22 protein-coding genes are annotated in these 21,704 nt (G+C 55.8%); 6 read left to right on the top strand and 16 right to left on the bottom strand.

All coding sequences use genetic code 11. From position 1 onward, the window contains the following. Positions 1–30 precede the first annotated feature (30 nt). From MKR05_RS04715 to MKR05_RS04740, 6 genes are all read right to left on the bottom strand, one after another. Positions 31–2,643 carry a family 78 glycoside hydrolase catalytic domain gene (locus tag MKR05_RS04715; RefSeq protein ID WP_238875688.1) on the bottom strand — a complete coding sequence of 871 codons (2,613 nt, stop codon included), beginning with the start codon at positions 2,641–2,643 and terminating at the stop codon, positions 31–33. 50 nt (positions 2,644–2,693) lie between these two features. Further along, positions 2,694–3,929: a PTS sugar transporter subunit IIC gene (locus MKR05_RS04720; RefSeq protein ID WP_238875689.1), complete on the bottom strand. Its 1,236-nt coding sequence runs from the start codon at positions 3,927–3,929 to the stop codon at positions 2,694–2,696. A gap of 404 nt (positions 3,930–4,333) precedes the next feature. Continuing rightward, the gene (locus tag MKR05_RS04725) at positions 4,334–5,215 is read right to left on the bottom strand and encodes a LysR family transcriptional regulator (protein ID WP_023289814.1); all 882 of its coding nucleotides are present in this window, start codon (positions 5,213–5,215) and stop codon (positions 4,334–4,336) included. Between the two features lie 146 nt (positions 5,216–5,361). Further along, positions 5,362–7,662 carry an FdhF/YdeP family oxidoreductase gene (locus MKR05_RS04730; protein WP_044523429.1) on the bottom strand — a complete coding sequence of 767 codons (2,301 nt, stop codon included), beginning with the start codon at positions 7,660–7,662 and terminating at the stop codon, positions 5,362–5,364. A gap of 320 nt (positions 7,663–7,982) precedes the next feature. Then, the gene (locus MKR05_RS04735) at positions 7,983–8,900 is read right to left on the bottom strand and encodes a bestrophin family protein (RefSeq protein ID WP_032452977.1); all 918 of its coding nucleotides are present in this window, start codon (positions 8,898–8,900) and stop codon (positions 7,983–7,985) included. 242 nt (positions 8,901–9,142) lie between these two features. Then, positions 9,143–10,084 carry a cation diffusion facilitator family transporter gene (locus tag MKR05_RS04740; protein ID WP_048297578.1) on the bottom strand — a complete coding sequence of 314 codons (942 nt, stop codon included), beginning with the start codon at positions 10,082–10,084 and terminating at the stop codon, positions 9,143–9,145. A 221-nt stretch (positions 10,085–10,305) separates the two neighbouring features. Here MKR05_RS04740 and MKR05_RS04745 point away from each other — a divergent pair, with 221 nt between their 5' ends. Beyond that, positions 10,306–10,992, top strand: a complete 687-nt coding sequence (locus tag MKR05_RS04745; protein ID WP_023289818.1) for an ABC transporter substrate-binding protein — start codon at positions 10,306–10,308, stop codon at positions 10,990–10,992. Between the two features lies 1 nt (position 10,993). Here MKR05_RS04745 and MKR05_RS04750 read toward each other — a convergent pair whose 3' ends face one another. From MKR05_RS04750 to MKR05_RS04765, 4 genes are all read right to left on the bottom strand, one after another. Further along, positions 10,994–11,863, bottom strand: a complete 870-nt coding sequence (locus MKR05_RS04750; protein ID WP_023289819.1) for an oxygenase MpaB family protein — start codon at positions 11,861–11,863, stop codon at positions 10,994–10,996. 113 nt (positions 11,864–11,976) lie between these two features. Then, positions 11,977–12,408 carry an OsmC family protein gene (locus MKR05_RS04755; protein ID WP_004202630.1) on the bottom strand — a complete coding sequence of 144 codons (432 nt, stop codon included), beginning with the start codon at positions 12,406–12,408 and terminating at the stop codon, positions 11,977–11,979. A gap of 114 nt (positions 12,409–12,522) precedes the next feature. Continuing rightward, positions 12,523–12,669, bottom strand: coding sequence for a hypothetical protein (locus tag MKR05_RS04760; RefSeq protein WP_032452980.1), 147 nt, complete (start codon positions 12,667–12,669; stop codon positions 12,523–12,525). A gap of 15 nt (positions 12,670–12,684) precedes the next feature. Next, the gene (locus MKR05_RS04765; protein ID WP_032452981.1) at positions 12,685–13,089 is read right to left on the bottom strand and encodes a YdeI family stress tolerance OB fold protein; all 405 of its coding nucleotides are present in this window, start codon (positions 13,087–13,089) and stop codon (positions 12,685–12,687) included. Positions 13,090–13,234: 145 nt separating this feature from the next. Between MKR05_RS04765 and MKR05_RS04770 the strand changes: the two genes are divergently transcribed. The 3 genes from MKR05_RS04770 (at position 13,235) to MKR05_RS04780 (ending at position 15,509) form a co-directional block, all read left to right on the top strand. Continuing rightward, the gene (locus tag MKR05_RS04770; RefSeq protein WP_284118086.1) at positions 13,235–13,738 is read left to right on the top strand and encodes a hypothetical protein; all 504 of its coding nucleotides are present in this window, start codon (positions 13,235–13,237) and stop codon (positions 13,736–13,738) included. An 8-nt stretch (positions 13,739–13,746) separates the two neighbouring features. Next, positions 13,747–14,193, top strand: a complete 447-nt coding sequence (locus MKR05_RS04775) for a DUF421 domain-containing protein (RefSeq protein WP_023289822.1) — start codon at positions 13,747–13,749, stop codon at positions 14,191–14,193. A 320-nt stretch (positions 14,194–14,513) separates the two neighbouring features. Next, positions 14,514–15,509, top strand: coding sequence for an SDR family oxidoreductase (locus MKR05_RS04780; protein WP_085551086.1), 996 nt, complete (start codon positions 14,514–14,516; stop codon positions 15,507–15,509). Here MKR05_RS04780 and MKR05_RS04785 read toward each other — a convergent pair. The 5 genes from MKR05_RS04785 to MKR05_RS04805 form a co-directional block, all read right to left on the bottom strand. Continuing rightward, positions 15,506–17,131: an alpha-amylase family protein gene (locus MKR05_RS04785; RefSeq protein WP_087824025.1), complete on the bottom strand. Its 1,626-nt coding sequence runs from the start codon at positions 17,129–17,131 to the stop codon at positions 15,506–15,508. The two genes, MKR05_RS04780 and MKR05_RS04785, sit on opposite strands and share 4 nt — an antisense overlap. A gap of 5 nt (positions 17,132–17,136) precedes the next feature. Beyond that, a complete protein-coding gene (locus MKR05_RS04790) occupies positions 17,137–17,343 on the bottom strand; it encodes a hypothetical protein (RefSeq protein WP_065813110.1) in 207 nt (68 codons plus the stop codon). Positions 17,344–17,359: 16 nt separating this feature from the next. Next, positions 17,360–17,866, bottom strand: a complete 507-nt coding sequence (locus MKR05_RS04795) for a ferritin-like domain-containing protein (RefSeq protein ID WP_023289827.1) — start codon at positions 17,864–17,866, stop codon at positions 17,360–17,362. Positions 17,867–17,889: 23 nt separating this feature from the next. After that, positions 17,890–18,105, bottom strand: coding sequence for a hypothetical protein (locus tag MKR05_RS04800; RefSeq protein ID WP_004202641.1), 216 nt, complete (start codon positions 18,103–18,105; stop codon positions 17,890–17,892). 346 nt (positions 18,106–18,451) lie between these two features. Further along, complete coding sequence (locus tag MKR05_RS04805) at positions 18,452–18,637, bottom strand: general stress protein (protein WP_008804757.1); 186 nt, start codon at positions 18,635–18,637, stop codon at positions 18,452–18,454. Between the two features lie 655 nt (positions 18,638–19,292). On the opposite strand from MKR05_RS04805, the gene MKR05_RS04810 reads away from it, so the two are divergent. Both MKR05_RS04810 and MKR05_RS04815 read left to right on the top strand, forming a co-directional pair. Next, positions 19,293–20,207, top strand: coding sequence for an SDR family oxidoreductase (locus tag MKR05_RS04810; protein WP_023289828.1), 915 nt, complete (start codon positions 19,293–19,295; stop codon positions 20,205–20,207). Positions 20,208–20,397: 190 nt separating this feature from the next. Then, positions 20,398–20,643 (top strand): YmjA family protein, encoded by a 246-nt coding sequence (locus tag MKR05_RS04815; RefSeq protein WP_044523445.1) that lies wholly within the window; start codon positions 20,398–20,400, stop codon positions 20,641–20,643. 67 nt (positions 20,644–20,710) lie between these two features. Here MKR05_RS04815 and MKR05_RS04820 read toward each other — a convergent pair whose 3' ends face one another. Beyond that, entirely contained in the window at positions 20,711–21,604 is an 894-nt protein-coding gene (locus tag MKR05_RS04820) for a LysR family transcriptional regulator (RefSeq protein ID WP_044523447.1), read from the bottom strand. Positions 21,605–21,704 lie beyond the last annotated feature (100 nt).

Here is a 21,704-nt window from a genome sequence, read left to right on the forward strand (position 1 = left end):
CTGGAGCGAACGTTTGGGTATGCACTATCATTACAATAGTACTTTTATTTCACCTGCATCTGTAATGTCATAAAACTGATGATAGGTGTCACAATCTATCGGCGCAGGTAATTGTTTATTAAGTTGATACGCCTTTGGTAATTTGAGGGTGCATTTTTTGAGGTTAAATGGCACTTTGACGACTAATTCAATTCCTTTCTTATAGCGCCGCCAGCGACATTCAATACGCCCTCTGATGGTTTGATGCCAGCAATCCACAAAGTTAATCGTCTCAGTAAAAGATGGACTGATTAAAATAACATCCGCCCCAACCGCCTCCTCAGCGACGGTAATACCACCTAAAGCTTGAAACAACCAGCTGGTATAGGAGCTGAACATCGCGTGATTATTTGAACCATTCAGATTATCACCAAAAAATTCCTTCAATGTGCTGGCATCATGTTTAAGCATTTTTTTGAATCCGGCTTCGACTCTTAACCATTCAAGGATTAATTCATTATGACCATAGCGGTGAAATATTTCATAGGCAAAACTTTGGCCAAAAATCCCGCAAGTGATAACATTTTGCTCTTTTTTGATGAGATCGATCAGTGCGTTCAATGATTCCTCGACATCATCACACAAATCGAAGTAGATTGCAAAAACATAGCTGGTCTGGCTACGATCGGCAAAACTGCCATCCGCATTCTTATAGAGTGATACAATTTTCTCTCTGAGTTTATTGGCCTTACTAATATATTTTAACCATTTTTCTTTTAACCCAAGATCTTCACATATTTTTGCGATAATTAACAAATGATAATAATAGAAACAAGCACTGGTGAAATGGAGAGCCGGCGAGCCATTTTTGTAATGACGCATATCATGATCGCGGCTTCCCCAGTCACCCAGGCAGCAGGTCACCAGGTCCTCGAAGTTGTGCATTTCCAGTGAAAGGATTTGCTTTTCAAGAAATGGCAGGCTTTCGGCCAGCAGGTTGACATTGCCATAATGTCGATAATGAATAGCAATCAAATAGGGTAATACCAGTTGCCAGCCCAGAGGACCCGCCTCCCCGCCGACTCCATTGGTTTTAATTCCCATAAATGGCGCGGTTTCCGTCACCCCACCACAGGGGCGAATATCATTGATAAAATCAAAAATAGTTTTCTTATAAATAGCGGCAGAGTCAAACTGATACACTTGAGACCGGGCAAGCGCGACGAGATCGCCGCCATAGGCGAAACGTTCACGTGCACAATCCCCGAATACAGAATGAATGTTGTTCAGTTTAGTTCTTTTGGCAACCTCAAAAAGCTTATTAATGTAAGGATCAGAACAATAAAAGCCACCGTTTTCTCTCAGTACAGTATGTACTGAAAGAGCCTGAACATTATTTAATTGTTCGATATTAACACCGCTTATCTGCACATAGCGAAACGAATGACAGGTAAAGGTATTGACAAAATGGTTTTTCCCACTGCGGCATACAAAGGCGTCTTTCTGCTCCGCTCTCGCCGGTGCTCCCATTCCGCCGTCAATGATCACGCCTTCAGCAACCTCTTTGCCGACAAATCCCGCAAGGGTTGAGTCAGTATTCAGTTGGTAGTTTTCATCAACGAGTTCGCTATAGAGCAGTTCGACACGCTGGTTCTCAGACGCGGTAATGGATAAATCGATAAACCCGGTCACGATGGCACCGAAATCAATAATGAATTTCTCTTCGTCTACTACGTGGATATGCTCTGCACCCAGGGATAATGTATGGTTAATTTTTGGAATAAAACTCGAGACCAGACGGCCTTCAGGTCCATTGCTCCGCTCCACATTTTTCCAGTCAGGCATCAGCAAATCAGTCGTGTTGTCTCCACGAAACAAATTCATATCCAGGCGCTCACCCAAATAGATATTGTTAAAGGTATAAGCCCCTTCGCAGTATTGCCAGTCGGCATCGCTACCGAGAGTTATTTCGCGATCTGCAAATTTCATATGGACATCGGCAATGACCTGTGGTTCGCCAATGGTTAATGTCTCTCTAAGATTATATTTACCAAACAATTTAAGCGGCGCAGGATTAAACCAACCATCGGCTAGCTCAACAACCACTTCATTTTTCGGCTTATTGATAAACGGTTTTATACTGTACGTATCGTAATAAATAACTTTAGCGTAATTAGTCCAGTCAGTATTCAGTTCACCGCGGGTTACCTCTTTACCATTGATATACAATTTATAGAAACCAAGTCCGACAATGCTGATATGGGCATCGAGCAGTTCTTCTTCAATATAAATTGTTTTTCTCATCACCACATTACGTTTACCGCGATAGTAATTATCATCATCGGTGAAGTGATGCCCCCCACTTACCCAACGACCGGAAAATTGACCAAGGTTACTGGTTGTAAAACTATTTTTAAAGACATTGCTCTCACCATTTTCACCATGTGTAAGAACTTCTATCGTATAAGAAGTAAAGCATTGTAACGATATTGCATCGAGGGTGATAATTGTATCAGTACCCTCTCTTGTGATAAGAGATATCTGTTCAACACCCTTATAAACTTTTATCAAAAATGACTTTTGAGGATAATCAGTAGACCAGCACACCATAATCGGCAGATGATCGACAATAATATTTTCCGTTTGGTAATTGATACTTAACATCTTTCCCACCATGGCTAAATTGGCGTTGCTGGCGCATTTTTCTGGGACATTCAAATGATATCCGTCTGATTTTCTTCCCGGCAAGCGATAAGGTCGGCAGCCTTGAAGAAGAAATACCATCCTGCAAACCGCACAAAAAGTCCTATAAACTGGAAAGCGGCTATTTTCCAACTCCCCTGCATAAAACCAGAAATAATAATCGGCATACCGGCTGGCGTACTGACACCGGCGACACGCGGCAATACGCCAATGACCGTCAAATACCAGGCAATGCCGAGCATGATGCCATTGATAAAAATATAAGGGATCGCCAGAGTAAAATTCATTACCAGCGGCACGCCATAAGCCATCGGTTCACCAATTGTGAAGATGGCCGGTGGCAAGGCGATTTTCCCGAGCGTTTTATAGCGTGCGCTCTTTGCAAAAAAAGCGAGCATAATAGCCAGCGGTAATAAATCTCCAGCAACGCCATAGGTCATAAAGAACGCGAAGCCAGTAATGTTGGGTAATTCTACGCCTGCAGCATATGCAGCAAGCTGCTGGGCATCCATGGCGAACCAGATCGGCGCGACGATACCGAGCGTAATCGCATGGCCATGTAGACCAAAAAACCATAGCAATTGTGCGACAACAGCAACAAAGATAACTGACCAAATACCGGATCCGAGGGATGTTAGAGGAACCTGGATTAATTTATAAATAATTTCATGAATGCTACCATAACCCACGCTGGTAATGACTGCGGAAATAATTGTAAACAGCGTCAGGATGGCGATACCAGGAACCAATGAAGAGAACGATTTGGATATAAATTCTGGCACGTTTTCAGGCATTTTGATAATTAACCCTTTGCGGGTTATCACCACAAATATTCGTGTTGAAATTATCGCCACCAGAATGGCGGTAAAAAGACCCATAGGCCCTAACCATTGACCAGGAATTGAAAAGGATTGTCCTAACGGCCCTGTCTCCCCGACATCATAAGGCGTTAGAATAAAGAAGGAGATCATGGAAATCAGGCCTGACATAAAGCCATCAACATCGAAATGCTTTGCTAGCGTATAGGCGACGGAGAAAGCGACAATGACGGCTAAAAAATTATTCGTAAAAGTGATCGGGATGTCAAAGAAGCGAGTTAAATTGTGGTGTAACAAAAAATCCTGATACGGTGCGAAGGGAAAAACTTTAATCAAAGTCGCCACAGAACTCATAATCGTGACAGGCAATATGAGCATCATACCGCTCATAATGGACTTAAGATAAATATTTTGACCAATGCTTTGCATCATCTGCAAAGCCTTTTCTTGTAGAATATGGGTGTGAGATGACATGTAAACAGTCCGTAATGTTATTAGTTTCAGACATACTGATTTAACAATTCATATGCCGGCATGACATTAATGCATCATAATCTAACCAGGGAGTCAGCCTAATCTATCATTATGGGGTAATACATATCGGTTGTTGTTAACTTAAATGACGGCTGTTGCCGTAGTTAATATTTGTGATGTATATCGCAGGAAGGAGAAAGGATGGTCATTAAAGCTTGTGTCATTTGAACACTGGTGTGAAGCGCCGCACTATCACTTCTACCCATGCCCATGCCCTTGCTCTGCCGGAGCTCTGCTGGCCCCCACGGGGGACTATATAGACATGGTTGCTGACTAGCCGCCCGGCTAGTCGCGCCACCTCAGCCAAAAATCCCCTGCGCCTCGGCGAAGCATTTTTCCGCCAGCGTCGAGACCGGCTCCTGCTGGCGCATAATCAGCGCCAACTGCGAATCGACCTGGCTTTCGGCGATGGGCAGGATGTCAAGATTGTCGCTGAGGGCTTCCAGGCCGTTGTTGAGCGGCATGATGGCGCAGCAGATCCCCGCCTGCACCGCCTGGATAATCTGAAACGTCGAATCGCTTTCAAAGACAGACTTCGGCGTTAGCCCTTTGGCCTTAAAGCTGATTTCAATGGATTCCCGGTAGTACATTCCCTTGGTCAGAAAGCCAAGGGGCAGCGTCGCCAGCGTATCCCACCCCGGCGTCCCGTCGCTGAAGTCGAAATGGCGTTTATCGTGCAACAGTCCCATCCGGGTTTGCGGCAGCCGGGCGATCTTAAACAGACGTTCATCCAGATGCTGCAGGTAACAGATCCCCAGGTCCAGCTGGTTGCGGCTGACGCCATCGATAATCTGCTCCGAGGTCATTGACAGCAGGCTGAACTGCAGCGCCGGGTATTTCTCCGCGAGAGGTTTAATCAGCTGCATCGGATTGAGGCTCGCCAGCGGCACCATGCCAACCCGCAGCTGACCGACCATCTGTCCTCGACAAATGGCCGCCTCCGCCGCCAGACCGTCATGGGCGGCAAGCACCGCCCGCGCCCAGGCCAGGATCCGCTCCCCCTCCGGGGTAAAACCCTCGAAGCGCTGGCCGCGCTGGATAAGGGTCAGGTTCAGCTCCTCTTCCAGATTACGAATGCGCATGGAGAGGGTCGGCTGGGTAATATGGCAGGCTGCCGCCGCCTGGCCAAAATGGCGCGTCTGATCGAGCGCGATCAAATACTTGAGTTGCTTAATATCCATTCTTTTTCCCGTTTGAACCCCGCCGTTCACCCCCAGGGCCGCGCACAGGTTACCAGAATGTTAGTTTCATAACCGATAAATTCAAGCGAGGAGACGAGGGGGCGACGGGCGCAGGACGGCGCGACGCCGCCCAACGCCCTCCTTCTTTAACGCACGCCGGACAGCGGGCGGATCTCTTTCGAGCGCAGCGTCAGGCGGACGGGGACCGACTTATAGGAGGGCGTTCCGCTCTCTTCATCCAGATAGTTCAGCGGCACCAGCACGTTGGCTTCCGGATAATAGGCGCCGACGGTGCCGGGCGCGATGCCGTAGGCCACCACCGTGATATCTCTGAGCGTCAGCGAGCTGCCCGGCAGCGCAGTGTGGATATCGACCCGATCGCCATGCTCCAGACCCTGGGCGGCCATATCCTGCTCGTTCATAAACAGCACGTCGCGACGGCCGAAGACGCCGCGGTAGCGGTCATCCATGGCGTAGATGGTGGTGTTGTACTGGTCGTGGCTGCGCAGGGTCACTAAGCGCATCACCTCCTCGCCCTCCACCACCACGTTCTCATGCACGCCTTTGAAAACCGAGAACATGGCTTTGCCGGTGGCGGTAGGCCAGATGCGCTCGGTCGGCGGCAGCGGCATGCGAAAGCCCCCGGGGTGGCGAATGCGCTGGTTATATTTCTCGAACCCCGGAATGGTCTGTTCGATCAGATCGCGAATACGGTCGTAATCTTCCACCAGATACAGCCAGTCCACTTTGCTGGCCGGCAGAGTGGCCTTCGCCAGACCGGCGACAATCGCCGGCTCCGAGCGCAGCGTCGGCGAGGCGGGCTTTAGCTTGCCTGACGAGGCATGCACCATCGACATCGAATCCTCGACGGTGATCGACTGTCGACCGCTGGCCTGCAGGTCAAGCTCGGTGCGGCCAAGGCACGGCAGAATAAAGGTCTCTTTCGCCGTCAGCAGGTGCGAGCGGTTGAGCTTGGTGCCGACGTGAACGCTGAGCTCAAGGCCGCGCATCGCCGGGAAGGCGCGTTCGTGATCCGGCATCGCCACGGCGAAGTTGCCCCCCAGGCAGATCAGGGCTTTGGCGTCGCCGGCGATCATGGCCTCCAGCGCCTTCACCGCATCGTGACCATGATGCCGCGGCGGCGTGATCCCCATCACCCGCTGCAGGCTGTCGAGGAAGGCCGCGGAAGGTTTTTCGCTGATCCCAACGGTGCGGTTTCCCTGCACGTTAGAGTGGCCGCGCAGCGGACAGATGCCGGCCCCCGGCTTGCCGATATTGCCGCGCATCAGCAGCAGGTCGGCAATCAGCCGGACGTTGGAAGTGCCTTTATTATGCTGAGTGATCCCCATGCCGTAGGTGACGATGGTGGCCCTGGATTTGGCGTAGGCCACGGCGACCTGGGTCAGCGACTCGCGCGTCAAGCCGGACTCCTGCTCAATGTCCTGCCAGCGGGTGGCGTGCAGATCCTCGGCGAAGGCGGCGAACCCCTGGGTATGTTGCGCAATAAACGCGTGGTCGAGCACCTGGCCCTGCTCCTCCTCCAGCTGCAGCAGCGCTTTGGCGATCCCTTTCAGCGCCGCCGCGTCGCCGCCGGCCCGCACCTGGTAGTAGGTCGAGGCGATCGGTGTCGAGCGATATGTCGCCATCTCCATCACGTTCTGCGGGTCGGCAAAACGCTCCAGCGCCCGCTCACGCAGCGGATTAAAAACGATAATCGGCACGCCGCGGCGGGAAAGCTCATGCAGGGTGCCCATCATCCGCGGGTGGTTGGTGCCCGGATTATGGCCGATAGAGATCACCAGCTCGGTCTGGTCAAAATCGTCGAGGGAAACGGTGCCTTTGCCAATGCCGATCGACTGCGGCAGGCCCACGCTGGTGGATTCATGGCACATGTTAGAGCAGTCGGGAAAGTTATTGGTGCCATACTCGCGGGCAAACAGCTGAAACAGCCACGCCGCTTCATTGGAGGCCCGTCCGGAGGTGTAGAATTCAACTTCATCCGGCTGCAGGCCGCGAAGGATCTCGCCGATACGGGCGAAAGCCTCTTCCCACGCCACCGGGCGCAGCGTGTCGCTGGCGCGGTCGTAAACCAAAGGATGGGTTAAGCGGCCATAGCCCTCCAGTTCAAAATCGCTTTTCGCCAGCAGGGAGGTCACGGTGTTAGCCGCGAGGAACGCTGGCGTCACCCGTTTGGTGGTCGCCTCCCAGGTCACCGCTTTGGCGCCGTTTTCGCAAAACTGAAAAGTGGATTTATGCTCTTTATCCGGCCAGGCGCAGCCCGGGCAATCGAAGCCGTCAGGTTGGTTGGTTCGCAGCAGCGTGGCGGGCGCTTCAAAGGCATCCATCTGGGTACGCACGGCGATGGCCGTCGCCTTCAACGCGCCCCACCCGCCTGCCGGACCGTCATATGGGTGAACACCGGGAACCGCGCGTCTTTTATTGGTCATCTTTTTACTCCTGCTGCTCTGTTCTGGCCGCCGCCGGCGGAAAAAAAGCGTGCGACGTCCCCGGCGACGAGGCGTGGTGTGTGCGGCGTCACCTGATAAGAATGCTGTTTCTCAAGGATAGTACGATGGGAAAGCGTAGGTACTGCGTTTGTTAACCTAATAATAACATACACCACAAATCTGTATAATTGATGTTATCTATCGGGTGTTAAATTTAACTTATTTGCAAATTTTGCTTTTATCGCTCCCTCCGCGCGGCGGGTCGCATGGGCGCGGGAAAGTGATGACCGGGCAGCGGAAACTGCCCGGTGCGCAGGGGCTCAGGTCAGGTTGAAATACCGGTCCGGACGCAGCGTCTCCGGCAGCGGATGTTGACCGGTCATGTCGAGCAGATTGCGCTCAATGGTATTGCACATCGCGTTCAGCGGCAGGTCGTTGGCGGCGGTGCCGAAGGGATCCTCCAGCTCTTCCGCCAGTGAATCCCACGACAAAAAGGTGTAGGAGATAAAGACCGAGACAAACGGCGTCATGTAGTGCAGATCCCCGACCAGGGCGAACGGCAGCAGCGTGCAGAACAGATACACGGTGCGCTGGAGGATCAGGGTATAGGCGAACGGCACCGGGGTGGTGGCCAGCCTTTCGCAGCCGCCCAGCACGTGCGCCAGCTCATCGAGTTTGTTGTCCATCAGCCCATAGGTGATGTCGCTAAGCTTGCCCGCCTCGCGCAGCTGGCCGATTTCGTTGCCGACCAGCAGCAGGATCCGGTTGGTGGGCATTGAGCTGGCGAGGATCTCCGCCACCTGGTCCGCCGGCAGCAACCGCCGCAGGTCAGCCGTCGGATCGGTTTTGCGCAGCTGGTGCTTCAGGCTCCAGCTAAAAGCCACCAGGTAGCTGACGATGCGGCGATGGGCATCGTGTTCGGCCGGCAGGATATTGCGCAACTGGCGCACCAGCGTACGTTCGGCGATAAGCACCGTCCCCCACAGATTGCGCGCCTCGACGAAGCGGCTGTAGCTGGCGCTGTTGCGAAAGCCGAGGAAAATCGCTATCGCGATCCCCAGCAGGCTGAACGGCGCCACCGTTAAGTGGATCCCCCACTGCGCGTACCATTGATAGCTGATAATGGCGATGATGGACATCAGCACATTAAGCAGCAGACGAAAGATGATTTTCGACAGCACGGAGCCGTGCCAGTCAAATAGGCGAAGAAACCAGTGTTGTTCTGGCCGAATGATCATTGTCTGACTTCCTGAATTACCGCTCTGGTTATTATCTCTAAATAAAAAATAGAGAGTATCGATGAACCGATTGGTTTATTTTATCGTTAACTGCAACGGGCAGATCTGCGCCATTATTTAGCGATGGTCATGGCCGGCTCAGTATGAGCCTTATTTATCGTTCGGGCAATCAAAGTGCGAGCGGGTGGCCGAGGAATAATGGCTCAGGGATAAAATAACCGCTGAGCCAGTCTGTTTTCCGCTTATGACGTCAGGCAGTTTGCCTTCCCCGGCGAACCGGCAACCGCCGCGCTGGGATCGAGATGCACCATCACATTGAGCACCGGATGGTGCGCTATGACTCGCGCCCGCGCCTGCCGGGCAATCTGATGCCCTTCGGCTACCGACAGCTCTCCGGCCACCTCGAGATGGACATCCACCAGCACCAGATCCCCCGCCTTACGGGTTTTCAAATCGTGCAGACCCGCTACGCCCGGCGTGGCCCGCAGCGTGCCAGCGATCGCCCGCTGCGTCTCTTCATCGACGGCGCGGTCCATTAAATCGTGCAGCGCGGTGGCGGCGAAACGATAGCCCATCCGCGTAATCACCAGCCCCACCGCCAGCGCGGCGAGCGGATCGAACCAGGCAAACCCGGCCAGATTACCGATGATCCCCAGCGCCACCACCAGGGATGACGCGGCGTCCGAGCGGGCATGCCAGGCGTTGGCGATGAGCAGCGAGGAGTTCAGCCGCCTGGCGGCCGCCAGCATATAGCGAAACAGTCCCTCTTTGACCACCAGCGCCGTCAGCGCCATCCACAGCGCCACGCTGTGCACCGGCGCAATCGTCTGCGGTTGCGCGAGATGACCCGCTGCAGACCACAGCATACCGACCCCGACCAGCGCCAGGATCGCGCCGAGGATCAGAGAGGCGCCGTTCTCATAGCGCCAGTGGCCATAATGGTGATCGTGGTCAGAGGGCCGGCGACTCTTTTTATTCGCCACCAACACAACGCCATCGGCGAGCAGATCGGAAAAAGAGTGCATTCCATCGGCAATTAACCCCTGAGAACCCGAGAATATTCCCACCGCAATCTGCAACGTGGAGAGAAAAATATTGACCACCACGCTAACCAGGGTACTCTTTCGCGCCTGCTCCGAACGCTGATGATATTTATTATCATTGTCAAAATTATGTTGTGTCATTATTTCTCTCCCTCAGTGAGCGGGAAGAATAAACTGACAAGCTGAGTTTATGCTTAACAATATAAAAGTCATTGCCTTGCGGTTTAACGAATTCGCTGCGGTCGTTAACGAATAGATTCTGAAAGTGTGGCCGGAGAGGTACAACCGCGTGCGGATGGACTATCTTATCACTGGCGCCGACAGGTCGGGCCGCCTTCTCTTAGCCACCACAGGAGTCAGCGATGTCAGATATCACACCCTCCCGGCTGCGTTTTGCCATTAATCTGGGCAATGCGGTACTGGCCCATCCTGGCGAAAGGGGCGTGCCGACAGGCATTACCCCCGAGCTCAGCCATCGACTGGCGAAGCGCTGGGGCGTCGCCGCCGAGTTCGTCACCTATCCTGCCGCCGGTAAAGTGGTGGCCGACGCCGGCGGCGAACGTTGGGATATTGCCTTTCTGGCCATCGATCCGGCACGGGAGGCGACCCTGCGCTTTACCTCTCCCTATATCACCATCCAGGGAACCGCGCTGGTGAGAGCCGGTTCGCCCTGCCAGAGCGTGGCCGATATGGATCGCCCGGCAACCACGATTAACGTCGGGCAAAACGCCGCCTACGATCTGTGGCTAACCCGCCATCTGCAGCACGCCAGCCTGAATCGTCTCCCCTCCTCGCAGGAGGCCATCGACGCCTTCCTCGCCGGTGAAGGGGATATGGTCGCCGGCATCCGTCAGCCGCTGGAGGCGACAGCGCGCCGCCATCCGGAGGTGCGGGTCCTGGCGGATAATTTTACCGAGATCCACCAGGCCATCTGCGTCGCCCGGGAAGACGTGGCCCGCTTTAGCGCGGTGAACGACGCGTTGAACGAATGGCGAGCGGACGGTAGCCTGGAGGCGCTGATTGCCCGGCACCTGGGCGAGGCGGGCTGAATCACGCCTCCGCCATCCGGCGCATGGCGCAATGCCAGGCGCCGTTGCGTACCGAGGCGCGCAGCACGCGGGCGATAGCCTGCACCATCAGACGCGTCGTGCGCCGCTGTAGCGGCGTCAGCGACAGTCCCAGCATCTCCTGCGCCCATGGCGGCAGAAGATCGATCCCGGCCCGCATCATCACCTGGCCAACCGGCTGACTCAGGCGACCCGGCAGACGGGTGGTGAGCAGCACCTCGGCCACCTCCCGGGTACGTTCGTCACAGCGCAGCTGCGGGCGCATCGCCTCAAGATAGTCCGCGACCTCATTCGGCGTCCGGGGAATATCCTCGGCCCCCAGCCGGCGAGCGATCTCCGCCGACTCGCGAAAATAGTCCTCCTGGCGCTGGACGCTGACCACCGTGCGCTTATAGCGCAGGTGGGAGGCCATAAAGCGGCTGCACTCGGCGACATGCACCCAGGTCAACAGCGCCGGGTCGCTTGCCTGATACGGCGTGCCGTCCTTATCCACCCCGGCGATCCGCTGATGGATCCCCTGCACTTTGGCGATCAGCCGCTCCGCGTCAGGGGTGGCGGCAAAGGTGGTGGCGGAGATAAACTGACTGGTGCGGCGCAGGCGGCCAAAGATATCCTCGCGAAAACGGGAGTGGTCCCAGACGCCGGCCAGCGCCAGGGGATGCAGCATCTGCAGCAGCAGCGCGCTAATGCCGCCGCACAACATAGAGGTAAAATCGCCATGCACCTGCCAGATGGCTGATTGCGGACCAAACAGCCCCGGCTCCCCTTTGGGCTGTTCAAAATCAATCTCTTTTAGCGCCATGCCGGTCAGGCCGAGCACCTGCGCCTCGATCATCCCGCGAATGCCGATCATGATGGAGTCCTTTACGTTTGCGAAAGGACCCAAGATACCACTATTGCGCAGCGGAGGCAGTGGCGGGGAGAGAGATCGCGGGAACGGTGCCCGCAGAGTGCGGGCACGACAGCTTACGGATTCAGCTGGTAGTCGAGGGTGATATTGGCTTTCAGCACCTGCGATACCGGGCAGCCGGCCTTCGCTTTCTGGATGATCTCATCGAACGCCGCCGGCGCGACGCCCGGCAGGACAATCTGGCTTTGCAGCGCGATGTCGGTTATCGCAAACCCGCCGTCGGTTTTATTGAGGGTGACCACCGCGGTGGTGTCGATGGACGTCGCGGTATAGCCCTCTTCGCTGAGCATCAGCGACAGAGCCATCGAGAAGCAGGCGGCATGCGCGGCGCCGATCAGCTCCTCGGGGTTGGTGCCTTTCACCCCTTCAAAGCGGGTGTTAAAGCCGTAGGGCTGCTGGCTCAGCGCCCCGCTCTCCGTCGACACGGTGCCTTTGCCATGCTTGAGATCGCCTTCCCAGTGCGCCAGCCCTTTCTTATGAATCGCCATATGACTCCTCCTGTGATGATGTCGAACAAAAAGTATAGTGCCTGATGGCGAACCTGCGTCTATTCTGCGGCCCGCCACCCCGGCGCTCCCGAAAAGTTCCCGTTGCGGGTGACGCTAACGGCCATCGTGAGGATGATAAGGATCGGTTTTGTCATCCTCGCTGTCGTCCCGTTTACGCGGCACTTCGCCCTGTTCGCCCGGCGCCTCGCGCGCAGGATGCTTCCCGCGCTCCTCGCCATGCGGGTGAGATGTTGTGCTCATACCGGCAAGCCCCCCTTATTTAGGCGACTGTTTGAGCAGGCGATCGATACGCACTACCGGCGGCGTCATTTTGCGATCAAGGCTACCGTTAATACTGACCAGATCGTCAGGCTCTACATGCTGTTCATTAAACGCGGCAACCGGAATAATGGCGGTGATGGTGCCGCTTTTATCGCGAAACTGATAACGGTCATCTCCCTGCCGGGTCAACAGATTGCCGCGCAGCGAAATCGTGGCGCCGTCGTGCATGGTTTTCGCCTGCTCAACGGTCATGATCCGCCCCTCCTCGACGCCGCGATAGCCGTCATCCAGTTTGTGCGGCGGCGGCGGCGCGGCATCCTGGCTAAAACCGCCCTTATCGTCCGCTTGCGCGACAGCGGCGGCAAACAAACAGGCCATGGCCAAGGCTAATTTTTTCATCATGCCTCCTTGTTTTTGCTGATGAACAGAATAAAGCCTGGCTGAGGCTGGCCATTTTTACAAAGTCAATTGTTCTGATATCGTCTAATATAAGAATGTCCTTATCGTTGCGCTGATGCCGAAACGAAACGCGGGGAAAATAATAATGATTGAGAATCAACAGCCTTGTCCCATCGTCGACGAAAATGAACGAGCCCTCCGCTTTGAATATCGCTTCAGGCGCTATGGGATAATTGCACTCAGCCTCATTATCCTTACCGCGTTAAGCGGCCTGTGGTCCTCTGGTTATTTCAGTGAGGCGCATCGGGAAAGCGCCGGAGGTGAATTAATCGTCGATTACCAGCGTTATGCCAGACTGATGAGTGAAACCGAACTGAATATTCAGATCAACCCCACCCAGGAAAATGACACCACGATCAGCTTCGCCGCCACGTTATTAACTCGCTACCAGCTTGGCGATATCCGCCCGCAGCCGGATAAAATGTACAGTGCCGACGGGAAATTATATCTGGTGTATCAGCGGACGACCAGCCGCTCGCCGCTCTCGGTGTGGTTAGCGATTACCCCCAAAACCATAGGCACTCTCTCCCTGCAGGCGGCCGTCAACGATCGCCCTGCCGTCAGCTGGCAGCAGTTTGTCTATCCGTAGGAGTCGCGATGGAAATGGTCCTTAGAGCCGCAGCAATCTATCTGATATTGCTGATTATTTTCAAGATTGCCGGCAGACGAACCCTGATGCAGTTAACGAATTTTGACCTGATATTGCTGCTGATTATCAGCGAAGCCACCCAGCAGGCGATGCTCAGCACAGATTATTCCGTCACCGGTTCGATGCTGACTATCGTCACCCTGGTCAGTATTGATATTTTATTTGGTTATATTAAGAAAAAATTTGCCCAGGCGGAAAATTTCCTTGATGGCACGCCGGTTATCGTGGTGGAAAATGGTGCTGTCATCGATGAGAAAATCAAGCTCGTCAATATTTCTGTCGATGATATCCTGCTGGCGGCCAGGCAGCACCATGGGATTTATGAACTGAAAGCGATCAAATTCGCTATTCTCGAACGTAACGGCCAGATATCCATTATTCCGCAACAGGAATAACAGCGGAATAGCTATTTATCGCGCTCCGGTTGTTTATCCCCCGATTCCGGGGCGCGGGTGGCGTCATCCTCTTCTTTTTCAACGCTACGCGTGTTTAATGTCAACATTTTTCCTCCTCGCGGGTTGTCAGGGACCTTACAGATTATAGAACCTCAACGCCTGCTTATGCAGAAACAGGCCAGAGTCATCAGGATATGTCGCCTGATTCACACTGCGCTTATTCCAGGATATTTCCCACCTCACCGTTGTTATTTGTGCTTAATAATTATTCGATCCGTGCAGCTTAAATTTACGATAGCGAAGAAATGAATGAGGTCACTATGTCCGTGATGGTTATTACCGGCGGAACCGCCGGGGCAGGAAAAGCCACCGCGCTGCGTTTCGCCCGCGCAGGGTATCACGTGGCGCTGATCGCCCGCGATGAAACGGGTCTGCAGGAGACGCAGCAGGCCTGCGAACGGTTTGGCGTCAAAACGCTGGCGATTAGCGCCGATGTTGCCGATGCCGGGGCTGTGCAGCGCGCCGCCGCCGAGGTGGAAGCCACCCTCGGTGCCATAGACGTCTGGATCAACAACGCCATGACCACCGTGCTGGCGCCCTTTCGTCAGATGAGCGACGACGAATTTCGCCGGGTGACGGAGGTGACCTATCTTGGGTATGTCAACGGCACCCGCGCGGCGCTGGAGGTGATGACGCCCCGGGATCGGGGGGTGATTATTCAGGCTGGATCGGCGCTGGCCTGGCGCTCGATCCCCCTGCAGTCGGCCTATTGCGGAGCCAAAGCGGCCATTCGCGGCTTCACCGATGCCGTGCGCACCGAACTGATGCATGAGAAAAGCCACATCCAGTTGACCATGGTCCAGCTGCCGGGGATGAACACCGCTCAGTTTGGCTGGGCACGCAACAAAATGGATCAGGCCATGCAGCCGGTACCGCCGGTCTATCAGCCGGAGGTCGCCGCCGAGGCTATCTACAGCGTGATCCAGCGGCCGGTGAACGAGCTGTGGGTGGGGAAAAGCACCATCCAGTCGATCCTCGGCCAGGTCTTCTTCCCTCGTCTGCTCGATCGGCTGATGGTGAAGAAAGCGTGGGAGGGACAGTTTACCGGCCAGCCGAAGCCGGCAGAGCACCAGGACGACCTGTTCACGCCGGTGCGCGGCAATCATCCCGGACACGGCCCTTTTAACGAGGGCGCGCGGCGTAAAGCAGTGACCATCAGCGCCGATCTCCCGGGAAAAGTAGCTGCCGGCGTCGGCGTGGCGGTGGCGACGATGGCCCTGCGGGCGTTGTTCCGTCGACCGGGGAGACGGCGCTAAGGCAGGCTGCGGCTGAACCAGCGGTAGCCATACCCTGAGAGCGCCAGCCGCGCCTCTTTCCCGCCGTGCAGCCCGTCCTGGTAGAACTTATCTTCCAGAATCGGGCTCCAGTAGCCCTCGGCCAGCGGCGGGAGCTGGACCTCTACCGCCTGCTGGCCGCAGTTCGCCAGCATCAGCACCTCCCGCGATTCGCTGCGATAGCACAAGCCCAGCACCGCGGCAGGCTTCACCGTAAGGAGGGTTAAAGGGATGGATCCCGGTTCAGTATATTCCGTGCGCGCCAGCACCATATTGCGCACCCGATGCAGTAGCGAGCGGGGGTGGCGCAGCGCCGCTTCGACATTGATCCGCTGGTAGCGAAACCGTCCGCTGGCCACCGGTTTTACCGGCAAATCCTCCCGCGCCGCCCGGGAGAAGCCGCCGTTGGGCGCCGCCGACCACTGCATCGGCGTTCGGACCGCGTAGCGCTCCGGTAAGCGCAGATCGTCGCCCATACCAATCTCGTCGCCATAGCGCATCACCGGCACGCCAGGCAGCGCCAGCAGGATAGCATGGGCCAGCGCGATGCGTCGGGTATCGCCACCCAGCATCGGCGCCAGCCGCCGGCGCACGCCGCGCTGGTAAACCGACATCGATTTATCCGGGGCAAAGGTGCGGATAACCTGGCGCTTGTTGCGTTCGCCAATCCCCTCCAGGTCCAGTTCATCATGGTTACGCAGCCAGTTGACGAAGCAGCATCCGTCCGGCGGGGCCACCATCGCCTGCAGCGCCTTCACCACCGGGGTGGCGCGCTGCTGCGCCAGGCTGACATAGAGGTATTTATTAAGCCAGAAATTGAGCACCATCTGCAGCCGATCGCCGCGGCCGAAATAATGGCGATACGCTTCCACCTCCACGTCCACTTCACCCAGCAGTATCGCGTCGGGGTTGAGGCGCTGCACGACCTGGCGAAGATGCGTCAGCAGCGGGTAGCCCCGCGCCTCTTCGCCCTTCCCGGCCTGCTTCACCAGATGTGACGCCGCATCGAGGCGAAATCCTGACACCCCGGCCTGCAGCCAGAAGGTGATGATGTTTTCTATTTCGGCGATCACCGGCGGATGAGCGAGATTCAGGTCGGGCTCATGCCGATAAAACATGTGACGATAGTATTGTCCGGCCTGGTCGTCCCAGCTCCAGACGCTCTCCTCGACGCCGGGAAACATGGGCGGATCGTCGTTTTCCGGCGGCCGATCGGCCCAAAGATAGTATGGCCGCCACGGCGAGCGGGGATCGCGTCGCGCCGCCTGAAACCACGGGTGCCGGGCGGAGGTGTGCTGGATAACCAGCTCAACGATCACCCGCAGTCCCAGCTCCCGGGCGCGGGCAATCAGCTCAATCACGTCGGCGATGGTCCCGAAGCGGGGATCGGGCTGCAGATGGTCGCTGATATCATAGCCATCATCCTGCAATGGGGTGAGATAGAAAGGGGTCAGCCAGAGCACCGTCGCCCCCAGACTACGAATGTAGTGCAGCTTTTGGCGGATACCGGCAAGATCGCCAAACCCATCGCCATTGGCATCGTAAAATAGAGAACTGTCCACCTGATAGATGACCGCTCTGTGAAACCACTCTTCCTGTTGCATCACTATCACCTTGCGTTCTGCCCGCCACTGTCAGCTTCCTCAGCGCGCCCTCCTGTTCCTGACGTCTGCTTTGCGACAGGCGATACGGGATCGTGCTCTGCAGGAGGGGCCCTGTTCGCCACCGCGTCCACCAGCGCCTGCTGCCTGGCGGTTAATTTCAGCGGAACCGCTTTCTCCGTGGCGAGCAGCGCGATGGTGTGGCGCTTAACCATAATTGACTCCGGCGGCTTATTGTCCGGCCTCAACGCCGGGCAGATTGTTATGCATCAGATATTGCCCGGTCAGCGCCGGCAGATGATGCAGCAGCCAGTCAGCCATCCCTCTCTCTTCGGCAAGGATCCCTTCCAGAGTAGGCATCGCGCTATGGTCCCCCACTCGCTTCGCCGCCGTTAATAAAGCGGTATAGCAGGCGACCTCAAAATGGGCAAAAACGTAGGCGGTGATAATCAGTTTAATGAGCTCATCGCCGGGCAGCATGATGCCAATAGTCTGGCCCAGGGCTGCGACCCGGCTCATCGCATCCTTCAGCGCCGAGCGGGAAATGTGGTTGCGGGCGATAAGGTCCTGCAGGGCCGACAGTTGCCGACGGGTTTCATAGAGATGTTGTTCAAGGCGGGTCCGTAATTGCGGTTCATTATCGAGGCGTCTGATGGTGGCCATAAGCAGTGACTCGGCCTGTTTTTCCATGGCATGGGCATCGCGAAGCCAGTTATGGTAATTTTCACTATCCGTCATATCCACCTCTGATCATTAATTTTTTATTTTGACGGGGAATCTTCATTCTCTTCCGCCGCCTGGTCAGCTCGCGCTGCGCTATATCCAGATAAATGCCCAACAATATTAGCGTAAATACTGATAAGAATGACCCACAGGACGCTGTCTTTCCACCAGATTAACGAGGGTATCGCCAGACCTACCCACATAACGGCGGCCACAAGATGACAACGCTTAATAAATACCGGCGTCAGTTTCATTTTATTACCTTAGATCTGAACAATATTTAGCAAGCGGAAGTGTTGCTGCCCACCCCTGGCATCCTGCGGTTAATGCCTGGCTGACAATATCTTCCCTTTCCACAGCCATAAAAATAGTGCCGCCATTTACTCGCCCTTACCGCTTCGCCGGCACATTGCCGCTGCGGTAAACAGCGCTTAATAATTAAGGTTGCTATAATTTAATTATCCTGCTCCTTTTCTTCCATTGCGGACAATAGACGATGGGTGAAGGAAAGCGTTCGCAAATAAACAGAAACCTGCGGACCGCCAGGCCCACAGGTTTCTGTCCCGACGCCGTCGAAACGGCGTCACGGGTCATCAGTCGCTAGCTGTCGCCGGCTTTACGGCCGCCGCCATGACTGTTCTTACCACCCTTTTTACCGGCTTCGGATGCACGCTCAGGATCATTTTTAAAGTTCCCGCCGCTGTGCTGTCCACCTTTACGCCCGGCTTCGGATGCTTTTTCACGATCTTCTGCAAAATTACCTGAACCGCCTCTATGCTCTGCCATAATGTTCACCTTTGGTTTGATCAATATCGGTTGGTAAATGGAAAATGACCCTGTTACAAATCATCGCCCTCGATATCTAACACTAGAGGAATACCCGCAGGAGTCAAATTAATTCCGGCCATTAATCAGCGTTACCAATAAATAAATTAACCACAGCGAAGCGGCACTAAAAATTAATCTTTCCGCAACCCCTTCTTCGCTTTGGATTATATGCCCATTATGGTCTGTTCTGCGGACAGCGATCCTCGTTTGTAAACAAATGAAAATAAAGTGATGAATAAATATTTCTTCCACTCCCGGACAGCCACCCTTACAAAAAATACCACCTAAGAGGCATGGCGTTATTAGCCATGCGTAGCGGGTTAACTTAATATTCCCTTTTTCACGACGCGTCTTCCTCTCCGTCTTTAAAAAATTTTTCCCGGGGAGAAAAATAGCCCAGCCACGTTAAATATTGATGGAATAATCCTAATTTCACCCCAGCGATATTAACGCAGCGCTATTCACTTAAATACGCCGGGGATCAGTCGGTTAAGGAATAACAGTACCTCTTTTCCCGGGCATTCACTGGCCCTGGGCGAGTCGCCCGGGGTCTGGCGATGGGGGAACCTGACCTATCCTTACAGCTGGCCCGTTCTGTCTGAAGGAGATGACTATGCAAGATGAAAAACCGCCAATGAAGAAATTACCCACCTCCATGTTGCCAGAAGAGACGGCTCCACGTCCGGAGTTCCCGGAGCAAGAACAAAACCCGCCGGGTCTGGATGCGGAAATGGAGCCGTCACCGGACCATGGGGAAACCAGCTACACCGGCACCGGGCGGCTGGCCGGTAAGAAAGCGCTCATTACCGGCGGTGACTCCGGCATTGGCCGCGCGGTGGCGATCGCCTTTGCCCGCGAAGGGGCCGATGTCGCCATAAGCTATCTGCCGGAAGAGCAAGAGGATGCCGATGAAGTCATCGCCCTGATTAAAGCCGAAGGCCGCACCGCGGTGGCCCTGCCGGGGGATATTCGCTCCGAGTCCTTCTGTCAGTCGCTGGTGGCCGATGCGGTGGAACAGCTGGGTGGCCTGAGCATCCTGGTCAATAACGCCGGGCGTCAGCAATATTGTGAGACTCTCGAGGAGCTCACCACCGAAGACTTTGACGCCACCTTTAAAACCAATGTCTACGCGCCGTTCTGGATCACCCGCGCCGCGCTGCCCCATCTCCAGGCCGGGAGCGCGATCATCAACACCACCTCGGTGCAGGCCTATAAACCCAGTCCGATCCTGCTCGATTACGCCCAGACCAAAGCCTGCCTGGCGATCTTCACTAAATCGCTGGCCAAACAGGTGGCAAAACGCGGCATTCGCGTTAACGCCGTGGCGCCAGGCCCTTACTGGACGGTACTGCAGTCCAGCGGCGGTCAGCCGGACGAGAAAGTGAAACAGTTCGGGAAAGACACGCCGATGGGGCGTCCGGGACAGCCGGTCGAGATCGCCCCGCTGTACGTCACCCTGGCATCCGATGCCTGCTCTTATACCTCCGGCCAGGTTTGGTGCTCTGACGGTGGGGACGGGGTAGTCTAAGCCTCCCGGCAGACCGGCGTGCGACATCGCGCGCCGGTTTTACCTTCCGCTCCCCGGGGATCGGTATCTGCCCTCTCGCCTCGCCGGCGCGGCGATTTTTCCTCTCCTGCAGCCTACCGGCCGCATGCTATGATACTCGCCCGCCGCTGTGCGCTAACCCCGGCCCTGACGCCAATCCTGAGGACGACAGATGAGTAATGACATCCCCCTGAAATTTTATGACATCGTGGACGAATACGAGACCGAAGCGGCTGCCCCGGTTAAGGATGAGGAACGCGATGCGCTGGCGCGCTATTTTCAGCTGCTGATTGCGCGGTTAACCAATAACGAAGAGATCGACGAAGAAGCGCAGCAGGAGATGGCCCGCGAGGCGGCCGTTGACGAGCGCCGTATTGACGATATCGCTAACTTCCTCAATCAGTGGGGCAACGAGTAAGTCTTATCGTCAGCTCACCGGCAGGGCCGCCGCCCGCCGGTGTTGCCGCTGAAGGCGACGCCGCTGCTCAGGCATCGGCGAGCGTCTCCCCCAGACGTCGCTGCAGCGCATCCAGAAACAGCGGCAGTCCATCGGGCTGATAGTCGCGGGAAAGATAGATGCCGTAAACGCTCAGCGCCTTCGGCGTCCAGTCAGGCAGCACCACCTCCAGCGCGCCGCTGGCAATCGCGCCCCGCGCCTCCAGTTCGGGGAGCATCGCGATACCGCACCCGGCGACCGCCGCCTCCAGCAGCAAGGAAGAGATCCCCGCGCTCAGATTACCGTTCACCGACACCGACGCCTCCTGCCCCTGCGCATCGCTGAACTGCCAGCGCTGGCCGGCAAAATGGCTGTATAACAGGCAGTTATGCTGTTGCAGATCGTCAAGCGTCGTCAGCGGACCATGCTGGCGGAGCCAGCGCGGCGCAGCGCAAAGTAGCGACCGGCACACGCCGAGACGGCGAGCGATAGCCCCGGCCTCCGGATTATCGGTAATGCGAATGGCCACGTCGATGCGCTCGCCGATCAGGCTGACCGGATGGTTATTGATATCCAGCTCCAGGCGCAACAGCGGATAGCGAGCGAGAAAGTCCGGCAGCAGCGGGGAGATCAGCTGCATCGCGGTAAAATGCGCGCACGCCACCCGCAGCGTGCCGCTGGGGTCGGCCCGCTGGCGCTCGCCGGCGATTTCATCGGCGATCCGCGTCAACCCGCGGGTCTTGAGCAACACCTTCTCCCCCGCCGGGGTCAGCGTCAGCCGCCGGGTTGAGCGATGGATCAGCCGGGCGCCGGCCCAGCTCTCCATCTGTTCCAGATAGCGGCTGACCATCGGGCGCGACATCCCCAGCGCGCGCGCCGCGGCGCTGAGGCTTCCCAGTTCGCAAATCCGCAGATATACCTGCGCCGCAATCACCCTGTCCATCACGCCCCCTTCATCTGCACGATTTATGAAACTCAGCATCTCTTATTTCAGGAATTCTATCAAATAGCGAAATCCGTACAATGCTACGCATTCCCCTGTG

Source organism: Klebsiella sp. K5-204, assembly GCF_030128585.1.
Classification (GTDB): Bacteria; Pseudomonadota; Gammaproteobacteria; order Enterobacterales; family Enterobacteriaceae; genus Klebsiella; species Klebsiella quasipneumoniae.